Source organism: Oerskovia sp. NPDC056781 (genome assembly GCF_042789955.1).
In the GTDB taxonomy this organism is placed as follows: Bacteria; Actinomycetota; Actinomycetes; order Actinomycetales; family Cellulomonadaceae; genus Oerskovia; species Oerskovia rustica.
The window spans coordinates 1-8,228 of record NZ_JBHUAD010000183.1 but is presented as its reverse complement, the minus strand read 5'-3'; the positions used below and the strand labels follow the sequence as shown (position 1 = coordinate 8,228).

General features: G+C 74.3%; 10 protein-coding genes. 5 read left to right on the top strand and 5 right to left on the bottom strand.

Annotated elements, in window-relative coordinates:
* On the top strand, positions 1-1,090 hold a 1,090-nt coding region (locus tag ACFRCR_RS14365), incomplete at its 5' end, for an RDD family protein (protein WP_377678447.1).
* A 60-nt stretch (positions 1,091-1,150) separates the two neighbouring features.
* Here the strand turns inward: ACFRCR_RS14365 and ACFRCR_RS14360 are convergent.
* Positions 1,151-2,014 carry a UbiA family prenyltransferase gene (locus ACFRCR_RS14360; protein WP_377678446.1) on the bottom strand — a complete coding sequence of 288 codons (864 nt, stop codon included), beginning with the start codon at positions 2,012-2,014 and terminating at the stop codon, positions 1,151-1,153.
* Positions 2,015-2,120: 106 nt separating this feature from the next.
* On the opposite strand from ACFRCR_RS14360, the gene ACFRCR_RS14355 reads away from it, so the two are divergent.
* The 4 genes from ACFRCR_RS14355 (at position 2,121) to ACFRCR_RS14340 (ending at position 5,351) form a co-directional block, all read left to right on the top strand.
* On the top strand, positions 2,121-3,290 hold the full coding sequence (locus tag ACFRCR_RS14355; protein WP_377678444.1) for a type III polyketide synthase: 1,170 nt from the start codon (positions 2,121-2,123) through the stop codon (positions 3,288-3,290).
* Entirely contained in the window at positions 3,290-3,838 is a 549-nt protein-coding gene (locus ACFRCR_RS14350) for an isoprenylcysteine carboxyl methyltransferase family protein (protein WP_377678442.1), read from the top strand. The genes ACFRCR_RS14355 and ACFRCR_RS14350 overlap by 1 nt, the downstream gene beginning before the upstream one ends.
* Complete coding sequence (locus tag ACFRCR_RS14345; protein ID WP_377678440.1) at positions 3,835-5,004, top strand: FAD-dependent monooxygenase; 1,170 nt, start codon at positions 3,835-3,837, stop codon at positions 5,002-5,004. The genes ACFRCR_RS14350 and ACFRCR_RS14345 overlap by 4 nt, the downstream gene beginning before the upstream one ends.
* A gap of 191 nt (positions 5,005-5,195) precedes the next feature.
* Positions 5,196-5,351 (top strand): hypothetical protein, encoded by a 156-nt coding sequence (locus ACFRCR_RS14340; RefSeq protein WP_168210015.1) that lies wholly within the window; start codon positions 5,196-5,198, stop codon positions 5,349-5,351.
* An 18-nt stretch (positions 5,352-5,369) separates the two neighbouring features.
* On the opposite strand, the gene ACFRCR_RS14335 is transcribed toward ACFRCR_RS14340, so the two are convergent.
* The 4 genes from ACFRCR_RS14335 to ACFRCR_RS14320 all read right to left on the bottom strand — a co-directional run bounded on the left by ACFRCR_RS14335 (position 5,370) and on the right by ACFRCR_RS14320 (position 8,074).
* Entirely contained in the window at positions 5,370-5,744 is a 375-nt protein-coding gene (locus ACFRCR_RS14335; RefSeq protein WP_377678438.1) for a cytoplasmic protein, read from the bottom strand.
* A 135-nt stretch (positions 5,745-5,879) separates the two neighbouring features.
* The gene (locus ACFRCR_RS14330) at positions 5,880-6,131 is read right to left on the bottom strand and encodes a helix-turn-helix transcriptional regulator (protein ID WP_138827093.1); all 252 of its coding nucleotides are present in this window, start codon (positions 6,129-6,131) and stop codon (positions 5,880-5,882) included.
* Positions 6,132-6,299: 168 nt separating this feature from the next.
* Positions 6,300-6,971, bottom strand: a complete 672-nt coding sequence (locus ACFRCR_RS14325) for a response regulator (RefSeq protein WP_377678436.1) — start codon at positions 6,969-6,971, stop codon at positions 6,300-6,302.
* Positions 6,968-8,074: a sensor histidine kinase gene (locus ACFRCR_RS14320; protein WP_377678434.1), complete on the bottom strand. Its 1,107-nt coding sequence runs from the start codon at positions 8,072-8,074 to the stop codon at positions 6,968-6,970. The genes ACFRCR_RS14325 and ACFRCR_RS14320 overlap by 4 nt, the downstream gene beginning before the upstream one ends.
* Positions 8,075-8,228 lie beyond the last annotated feature (154 nt).

Below are 8,228 nucleotides of genomic sequence, written 5' to 3'. Positions count from 1 at the left end.
CGCCGAGCCCGGCACCCACCCCCCCCCCCCCCTCCCCCGGGGCCGGGCCCCCACCCCCCCGCGGGGCCTCGTCTACCTCGACGAGGCCCCGCTCTTCGGCCCGTACGCGAGCTGGTTGCGCCGCGTCGGGGCGTTCCTGCTCGACAACTCGATCCTGGCCGCGCTCATGTTCGTGGTCGTCGGCCCGGGGGTCGCGCCGAGCGCGCTCCCCGGTCTGGACAACAACGGCAGCATGGGCACCGCGTTCGAGGGCGTGACCTGGTCCGAGAGCGCGTGGATGATCGGCGCGGTGCTCGCGATGGTCCTTCTCCAGGCGTACACGGGCGCGACGCCCGGCAAGCGGGCCGTGGGGATCGTCGTCGTCAACCCGGACTCCGGCCGACCGGTCGGCTTCCTCACGACGGTCCTGCGCTGGCTCGCGCACGTCCTCGACGCGCTGTGCTTCGTCGGGTACCTGCGTCCGCTGTGGGACAAGGAGCACCGCACGTTCGCGGACAGCCTGCTGTCGACGGTCGTCGTGCGGTCCGTCGCGCCCGAGCCCCACGCGTTGCTCGCACCGTTCGTCCGGCAGGGACGGCGCGGGTCCAAGGTCGTCACCGCGGCGGCGACCGTCCTGTGCGTGGCCGGGCTGCTGTACGCCTACGGCCCCACCACGACCAGGGGCGGACAGTTCGTGTCGGCCACGGCCTGCACGGCGTGGGAGGACGAGTCGCGCCCCGACGCGCCCCGGTTCAGCGAGGCGACCTTCAGCCGGACGACGCCGAGCACGATCACCCGCCTGGGGGTCACCCATCCCTTGCCCACCGAGGGCCTGGGATCAGAGATCACGCTCACCTGGGACGGCGACGTCCCCGCGAGCGCCGGTGCCTCGCTCGAGGCCGTCCTCGTGGGCCCCGACGGCACACGGCTCGAGTACTCGACGCCGCTCGACACGGACGTCAGGGAGGTCGGCGTGAGCCCCAGCAGCCCGGGGGTGATCGAGCTTCCCGCGAACGACCTCCGAGACGTCGGCGCCGGGTGGACCTGGACCGCCCAGGTACGCGTCGATGGCATCGCGACACCAGGCTGCGGTGGTCAGGTGCCGTCGTGAGCCCGTCCGGCAGGCCGCCCGGCACGGCCGGGGCCCTCGCCTGAGGCCCGACGGCGCCGCTCACCCCGGCAGTGCGACGTCCGGGCCGGCCAGCACGAGCAGGACCGCGCACACGGCCGCGACGGCCATGCTGAGCGCGAAGGGCAGCCTGCTCATGGTCAGCCGCACCGCGACGACGCCTGCGGACACCGCGAGCGCCACCGCCACGATCCCGCCCACCCAGGCCGCGACGCTCGGCGGTCCGGGCGGGCCGAGGACCACCACACCGACCGCCAGAACGAGCACGAGCGGGGCGAGCACGCTCGCTCGTGTCCGGCCGAGCCGGTGCGGCAGCCCGCGGATGCCGGTGGCCCGGTCGTCCTCGAGGTCGGGCAGCGTGTTCGCGACGTGCGCGCCCACGCCCAGGAGCGCGGTCGCGGCCATGGCCCAGGGGGCCGCGACCCGGTCGCCGGGAGCCGCGAGCACCACGAACAGCGGCAGCAGACCGAACGAGACCGCGTACGGCGCCCAGGACCACACGGTCGACTTGAGCCACGCGTTGTACGACCACGCGCTCGCGACCGCCACGAGGTGCACCAGCCCGGCCACGAGCCCGGTCGCGAGCGACAGCACGACGCACGCGCCGGCCGCGACGAGAGCGGCGGCGTGCACCTGCCGCGTCGAGACGAGACCGGCCACGACGGGCTTGTCGGTGCGCTGCACCGCGACGTCGCGGCGGGCGTCGAGCCAGTCGTTGGACCAGCCCACCGAGAGCTGACCGGTGAGGACCGCGGCGACCACGAGCGCCGTCGTCGTCGCGCCCGAGCCCACTCCTGCGGCGAAGAAGCCGGCCAGGGCGGTGACCACGACCGTGGGCCCCGCGTGGCTCGCGAGCGCGAGCCCCCGCACCGTCGTCAGGGTCGTCTCCCTCGTCGTCCTCGTCACCGCACCGCCGTCCCTGCCGTCGCTGCCGGCCCCGCGCTCGGCGGGGTCCTCGTCCGCCCGACGCTAGCAACGCGCGGCCTGCGCGTCGCCGTGACACGATGCGGGAATGTCGCGGTTGCTCGCGGTCGGTCCGGCTCTGCCGGGCGTCGCACACCCCCAGAGCGAGATCACGGACACGATCGGGCCCCTGCTGACCCCGTCGCCCGCCAAGCGCGCCGTCCTGCGCCGCCTGCACGGGGCGAGCGGCGTGCGGACCCGCCACACGGCACTGGCCCTCGACGAGTACGCGGGGCTCACGTCGTTCGGGGTCGCGAACGACCACTTCATCCGCGTCGGCACGGACCTCGCCGAGGAGGCGTGCCGCACCGCGCTCGACGCCGCCGGGCTGGCCCCGGACGAGGTCGACTTCCTGCTCTTCACCTCGGTGACCGGGATCGCGGCGCCCTCGATCGACGCGCAGCTCGTGACGCGCCTGGGTCTGCGGACCGACGTCAAGCGGCTGCCGTCGTTCGGGCTGGGCTGCGTCGCGGGGGCCGCGGGGATCGCCCGCGTGCACGACTACCTCGCCGGGCACCCGCGGGACGTCGCCCTGCTGGTGTCGGTCGAGCTGTGCTCGCTCACGCTCCAGCACGGCGACGACTCCATGGCGAACCTGGTCTCGACCGGGCTGTTCGGCGACGGCGCGGCGGCCGTGGTCATGGTCGGCGACGCGCACCGGGCAGGGTTCCCGCCCGTGGACGGCCGGTCCGGGGACCGCCGGCCCGAGCTGCCCGACGGTGCCGCCCAGGGTGTCGAGGTCGTCGACACCCGCAGCCGCCTGTACCCCGAGACCGCCGACCACCTCGGCTGGACGATCCGCGACAGCGGCTTCGGGATCGTGCTGTCCGCGGGCCTCCCCGAGGTCATCGCGGCACACCTCGCAGGGGACGTGAAGTCGCTGCTCGCCGAGCACGACCTCGCGACCGAGGACGTCGGGACGTGGGTCGTGCACGCGGGCGGGCCGCGCATCCTCGACGTCGTGCGCGACTCGCTGGGTCTCGACGAGGCGGACCTGCGGCTCAGCCGGGAGTCGCTGGCCGCCGTCGGGAACCTGTCGTCGTCGTCGGTGCTGCACGTGCTCGCCGCGACGCTCGCGGCGCACGAGGCGCCGCCCGTGCGGGGCCTCACGACGCCGCGCACGACCGACCGCCGGCACGGCGTCCTCATGGCGTTCGGGCCAGGGGTGAGCGCCGAGCTCGTGCTGCTCCGCCTGCCCGCGTCGCCGCTGGAGGGCTGATGCTCGTCTTCTTCTACGTCGTGGTCGGGGCGACCGCGCTCGAACGTCTCGCCGAGCTCGTCGTCTCTGCGCGCAACGCGAGGTGGTCGTTCGCACGCGGCGGCGTCGAGACCGGGCGCGGCCACTTCCCCGCGATGGTCGCCCTGCACACGGGCCTGCTCGTCGCGTGCGTCGTCGAGGTCAACGTCGCGGACAGGCCGTTCATCCCCTGGGTCGGGTGGCCCGCGTTCGTGCTCGTGGTCGCGAGCCAGGCACTGCGCTGGTGGTGCATCACCTCGCTCGGGCCCCGGTGGAACACGCGCGTGATCGTGGTCCCCGGGCTGCCGTGGGTCGACCGCGGCCCCTACCGATGGATCGCGCAGCACCCCGGACAGCGCTGGTTCCGCCACCCCAACTACGTGGCGGTGGTCGTCGAGGGGTTCGCGCTGCCGCTCGTCCACTCGTGCTGGACGACCGCGCTCGTCTTCACGGTGCTCAACGCCGTGCTGCTGCTGCGGTTCCGGCTCCCGGCCGAGGAGCGCGCGCTCGACGCGCTCCCGCGCACGTGACGGACACCGACGTGCTGGTCGTCGGCGGCGGGCCGGTCGGCCTGGCTGCCGCGATCGAGGCGCGGCTCGCGGGGTACGACGTCGTCGTGGTCGAACCGCGCACAGGCCCGGTGGACAAGGCGTGCGGCGAGGGCCTCATGCCCGGCGCGCTGCGGGCGCTCCAGGCCCTCGACGTCGACCCCGACGGTCACGTCCTGCGCGGCATCAGCTACCGCGACGCGCACCGGCACGCCGACCATCTCTTCACGGCCGGGCAGGGCCGGGGCGTGCGACGGACCACGCTGCACGCCGCGCTCGCGGAGCGCGCGGCCTCGCTCGGAACCACGACCGTGACCGGCCGGGTCGAGAGCATCGACGAGACCGCGGACCGGGTGTCGGCCGCCGGGATCAGCGCGCGCTGGCTCCTCGGCTGCGACGGGCTGCACTCGACCGTGCGCCGCCTCGCTGGTCTGGAGGTCGGGGCCGACGCGCCCGCGCACGAGTCGCTCCTGGCGCGGAGCCGCCACGGCGGCGAGGGGCACGACGGGGCGGACGGTCCCGGGGGCGAGGCCGTGCCGCACGCCGCGCGCATCCCCAGCGAGCTCGGCGGCACCGCCCCGCCCGTCCGTCCGGGCCCGGACCCACGGCGCCGCTTCGGCCTGCGCCGCCACTTCCGCGTGCCCGCGTGGACCGACCTGGTCGAGGTGCACTGGGGCGACCACGTCGAGGCGTACGTGACGCCCGTGGCGCGGGACGTCGTCGGGATCGCGATGCTCGGCCCCACCGGCACGCACTTCGACGAGGCCCTCGCGGGCTTCGCCGAGCTGGCCGAGCGCCTGGGGGACGCCGAGCCGTTGGGCCCGGTCCGCGGTGCCGGCCCTCTTCGCCAACGTTCCCGACGGCGCAGCACCGGCCGGGTGCGCCTCGTCGGGGACGCGTCGGGGTACGTGGACGCCCTGACGGGCGAAGGGCTGCGCGTGGGCCTCGCGCAGGCGAGCGCCGCCGTCGGGCACCTGGGCGACCCGGGCGCGTACGAGCGCGACTGGTCGCGCGTCACGCGCGACTACCGCGTGCTGACCTCGGGGCTCGTCGCGTGGGCGACCTCGCCCGCGCGCCGGGCGATCGTGCCGCTCGCGGCGCACGTGCCCTGGCTCTACGGGGCGGTCGTGGAACGGCTCGCGCGCTGATCGTGCCCGCGTCGGAGCGGGTCGGAGAAGTCTCCCCACCCCGTATCCGCGGACCGTCGCCAGGGGCTACGATCAGCGACGGCGACGCGAGCCCCTGCCCGCGTCGCCACCTCAGCGAGACAACGCCCCTGACCGGCCGGTCAGGGGCGTTTGCGACGGCCGTGCTCTACCCGCAAGAACCGAGGATCGCGATGCCGCACCGCCGATGGAAAGAACAACGCCTGTGTCCGCAGTGCCAGGACGTGGTGCTGGTCGAGATGCGCTTCGTCGCGCTGCCCTCCGCCCCGGGCGAGGACGTCACGATGGAAGCAGTCGGCACCGACGACGCGGGTCACGAGTTCCACTGACCTCGTCGCGGCGACGGGTCAAGAAACGGCCCCGAGCCCGCCTTCTCCGTGCTCGCCCCGTGCCTGGTGGTCGGGGGCCGCTTCCTTCAGCTCGACGAAGACTGCGTGAGTCGCTGTCGTCCCGGTGTTCTCCCCGACATGCACCTGGTCCGGGAGCCAGCGCGTCTCCCCCGCCTCCAGCACGACGTCCATGACGCGCTCTCCCGACGAGATGCGCCGCTCGAAGCCGCTCAGCGTGTACATGACGCTGTCGGGGTGATGGTGCGGGTGCGTCCGCGTACCCGGCTGGTCCTCGTACTCCAGCACCCGGACGCGGTCGTTCTCGAAGACCACCCGGTAGTGGTCGGGGTCCGTGACCGTCGGGTCGTCCGGCTCCTGCCGTCCCTGTCCCATGCTCGCCTCGGAACGTCGTGGCCCGTCGTCGTCGACCGGCGCGTCCCTCGAGCATCCCACCACCTGGCCGGCACGCACCTCGGGCGCGCCTCCGCCCGCCCGTCGGCGAGCCGGGTGCCGGGCCTGGTGCCAGGCTCAGGAGATGCCGCGGTCCCGCGCCCAGCGCAGGATGTCGGCCCGGTTCGAGACACCGACCTTGCGGTAGATGCTGCGCAGCTGGGACTTGACCGTGTTCCGGGTGACGAACAGGATCGCGGCGAGCTGCTCCAGGGTCATGTCCTCCGTGAGGTGCGTGAGCACCACCAGCTCGCGGCGGGACAGCACGACCTCCTCCTGCACCTCGTCAGGAGGTGGGGACTTCGGGGACGTTCGCTCCGTGATGGACATGGTTCCTCCGTCAGTGGCCGCCGCACGTCGCCACTCTTGTGATCCGGTCTCTTCTGGCTCCTGTAGATGAGACCGGACGGAGACGGATCCATGACGCGAGTTCGTGACGTGACTGTCGCCCGGCGAGATCTCGACGCTGTCGCCCGACGGGATCTCGACGCGGCGGGATCAGCCGGTGCCCTCGTCGGGCAGGCCCGCGTCGTGGCCGAGGATCGCGGCCTGCGTCCGGTTCGTCACCCCGAGCTTGACCATGGCGTGGGTCAGGTGGGTCTTGACCGTCGGCTCGGCCATGTAGAGCGCCCGCGCGATCTCGGCGTTCGACAGGCCCGTGGCGAGGAGCCCGACGACGGCCCGCTCCCGCTCGCTGAGCCCGCCCACCTTGACGCGCGCGGCGGCCTGCCGCGTGCTCATGGCCGGGCCGAGCGAGTCGAGGAGGTGCCGCGTGACGGAGGGAGAGAGCATCGCCTCCCCGGCGGCCGCAGCCCGGATCGCCTGGTGGACCTCGGTCGCGGTGCTGTCCTTGAGGAGGTAGCCCGCGGCTCCGGCCCGCAGCGCGGGCACGACGTACTCGTCGTACTGGAAGTTCGTCAGGATGACGACCTGGACGTCGGGCGACGCGCGACGGATCTCCTCCGTCGCCTCGATGCCGTCCATGACGGGCATCTGCATGTCCATGAGGACGACGTCGGGGTGGTGCGCGAGCACCGCCTCGACCCCCTCGCGACCGTTCTCGGCCGTCCCCACGACGTCGAGGTCGTCGGCCGCGTCGACCAGGCCGGCGATGCCCTCGCGGAACAGTCGCTCGTCGTCGACGACCACGACACGGATGGCACGGCTCATGCATCCCTCCTCGGCAGCAGTGCTTCGACGCGGAACCCGCCGTCGGGCGTGGGACCGATCGTCGTGGTTCCCCGGACGAGGGCGACACGCTCGCGGATACCCTGCAGTCCGTGGCCTCCGGTGGGCATCTCGACCTCGGGGATCGCCGAGGGACCGTTGACGACCGCGACCCGCAGCGTGCCGTCCTCCTCGGCGATGCTCACGGAGGTCTCCGCCCCTGGCGCGTGACGCACGGCGTTGGTCAGGGCTTCGCGCACGATCCGCACGGCGGTGCGCTCGGACAGCCCGGGCGGCTCCCCGGGGACGACGTCGGCGTCCACCTCGACGGGCTGCCCCACGGCGCGCGCCTCCTCGACCAGGACCGCGACGTCCCGGAAGGAGGGCTGCTCGATCGCCACCGGGGTGCCGTCCCGCCCGAGGAGGTGCAGCATCGCGCGCATCTCCTCGAGCGCCTCGCGCGCCGTGTCGCGGATCCGCTCCACGTCCTCGCGAACCTGCGGGTCGCCGACCTTCGTCTCCAGGAGGTTGCTCTGCAGCACGACGTAGCTGATCCGGTGCGCGACGACGTCGTGCATCTCTCGCGCGAGACGTTCCCGCTCGGTGGTCCGGACCTGGGCCGCCAGGTGCTCCGCGGCCTGGGCGCTGCGCTCACGGAGCGCGGCCGCCGCGACCCGCTCGGCGCGTCTGCTGCGCCCCGCGAGCCAGGGGCCCAGGACGAGCAGGACCAGCACGGCCGCCATCGCGACGTCCGACCTGCCGAACGCGAGCGGCGCAGCGGGGAGGATCAGGAGGGCGCCCGCCGTCGCCCAGACCGCCCCGCGTCGGGGCGGGAGCCGCTCCCCCGCGTCGAACGCCGTGAGGATCGTCGCCGGGTTCGGGGAGACCCACGACAGGAGCGCGGTGCCCACGACCGCCGGACCGGTGAGCCGGGGCCACAGGAGCATCGCCGCTCCGGCGAGCTGGGCGACGAGCTCGGCCCACAACGGCGCGCCCTGCGTGCCGACCACCGATCTCGACACCGCGACCGCCACCCCCGCGAGCGCGGCGAACGACGCGACCGCGACGTCGCGCCGCGTGACCGACCCCCGAGCGGGCATCCGCATGCTGCCAGGCTAGCCAGGAACACCTGGTGAGGGCGGTCGAAACCGTGCCGTCGACCTGGACGCCCGCTGCGAGGGGGGACCGTCGACGCCCTCCGACCACTCCCGCACCGTCACCCGGCCGACCGCGGGGGCGCCCCCTCCGTGGTCGGAGGGC

Coding starts and splice junctions, on each gene's coding strand:
- ACFRCR_RS14350 (WP_377678442.1), top strand. CDS start 3,290: ATGCTCGTCTTCTTCTACGTCGTGGTCGGGGCGACCGCGCTCGAACGT.
- ACFRCR_RS14335 (WP_377678438.1), bottom strand. CDS start 5,744: ATGGGACAGGGACGGCAGGAGCCGGACGACCCGACGGTCACGGACCCC.
- ACFRCR_RS14355 (WP_377678444.1), top strand. CDS start 2,121: ATGTCGCGGTTGCTCGCGGTCGGTCCGGCTCTGCCGGGCGTCGCACAC.
- ACFRCR_RS14340 (WP_168210015.1), top strand. CDS start 5,196: ATGCCGCACCGCCGATGGAAAGAACAACGCCTGTGTCCGCAGTGCCAG.
- ACFRCR_RS14330 (WP_138827093.1), bottom strand. CDS start 6,131: ATGTCCATCACGGAGCGAACGTCCCCGAAGTCCCCACCTCCTGACGAG.
- ACFRCR_RS14320 (WP_377678434.1), bottom strand. CDS start 8,074: ATGCGGATGCCCGCTCGGGGGTCGGTCACGCGGCGCGACGTCGCGGTC.
- ACFRCR_RS14325 (WP_377678436.1), bottom strand. CDS start 6,971: ATGAGCCGTGCCATCCGTGTCGTGGTCGTCGACGACGAGCGACTGTTC.